The sequence below is a fragment of the Gordonibacter pamelaeae 7-10-1-b genome, assembly GCF_000210055.1.
In the GTDB taxonomy this organism is placed as follows: domain Bacteria; phylum Actinomycetota; class Coriobacteriia; order Coriobacteriales; family Eggerthellaceae; genus Gordonibacter; species Gordonibacter pamelaeae.
On record NC_021021.1, the window covers coordinates 1,849,547 to 1,850,948 of the forward strand.

1 protein-coding gene is annotated in these 1,402 nt (G+C 66.2%); it reads left to right on the forward strand.

All coding sequences use genetic code 11. The features are described 5' to 3' along the window. Positions 1–116: 116 nt before the first annotated feature. Positions 117–1,256 carry an ABC transporter substrate-binding protein gene (locus GPA_RS08535; RefSeq protein ID WP_041239347.1) on the forward strand — a complete coding sequence of 380 codons (1,140 nt, stop codon included), beginning with the start codon at positions 117–119 and terminating at the stop codon, positions 1,254–1,256. The last annotated feature ends 146 nt before the right edge of the window (positions 1,257–1,402 follow it).

A 1,402-nucleotide genomic window follows, 5' to 3' on the forward strand; every position in this document is an offset into this window, starting at 1 on the left:
GGCGGCGAGCGAAGCGCGAGCCGGGCGGCGGCGCGGGCGGCTCGGCAGCTATTCTGGAAACGACGGCCGGCCTCGATGGAGCGCCGTGCCGTGCCATTCGATAAGGAGGATGCACTATGAATCTCACCCGACGTGGTTTCTGCGCGCTTTCGGGCGTGGCGGCGGCTTCCGTGCTGGGCCTCGGCCTTGCCGGCTGCGGCGGCCAGGCGCCCCAGGCCGAGACGAAGGCCGAGGGGCCGGCCGACGAGGCGTCCCAGGACTACCTGACCCAGGGCAAGGGCGAGCACCTCGTGTGCGGCGTGACGGGCAAGCTCATCAAGATCGCCCCCGCCATCGTGGCCGACAAGCTGGGCTACTTCGACGAAGAGGGCTGCGATGTGGAGTTCCAGCAGATCGCGCTCAACGACGCCATGACCGCGCTCACCAACAACCAGTTGGACATGGACCTGTTCGGCGTCGTGCCCGCCTGCACCTACGTGTCGCAGGGCGCGAAGGCCTACATCTTCGGCGGCACCATCCTCAACGGCTCGGAGATCTGCGCGCTCGACTCGTTCGACCGCGAGCTCAAGACGGCCGCGGACTACAAGGGGCTCCGCATCGGCGTGAACCGCCCCGAGACCGGCCAGATGGTGTTCAAGGAGTGGCTGCAGGACGAGGGCCTGGACATCAACGGCGGCGACGTGGCGTTCACGTACTTCGACAACGACCAAGGCGGCTTCGAGGCGGTGAAGAAGGGCGAGTTCGACCTGTACATCACGAACAACGCCCAGGGCTTCGTGCAGCGCAGCAACGGCATAAAGGTGGTCGCCACCGTCAAGCAGTACGCGGGCGACTACCCGTGCTGCCGCCAGAACTGCTCCGAGCAGGCGCTTCACGAGAAGTACCTGTCGCTCGTGGACTTCGAGACGGCCCTGCTGCGCGGCTACAAGACCTACCGGCAGGAGCCCGACACGGTCATTCCGCTGCTTGTGGACTACTCCGGCCAGGAGGAGGCCTACGTGCGCGCCGCCATGTACGGCACGGACGACTACGACAACGTCATGGACCCGTCGCCCGACCCCAACAAGAACGCCGTCCTCAAGTTCTACGACACGCTGAAGAACATCGGCGAGATCGACAAGGCCACGGCGTACTCCATGGACGACTACGTGGTGACGTCGATCTACCGCACGGCGCTCGATACGCTGCTCGAGCGCGAGCCTGACGAGCAGCTGTGGAAGGACCTCGACCAGGCGTACGCGAAGAACAACGAATAGCGGGCCTGCGGGCTATCGGGTACCATGGATGCGGGCGCTCCGGCGCCCGCATCCGACGTTCGGAAACGGAGAAGGGGAGGGCGCGTGGGGAAGATCGACATCGAGGACGTCTCGTTCGCCTACGAGGACGTGGCGGCGGGCGGCAG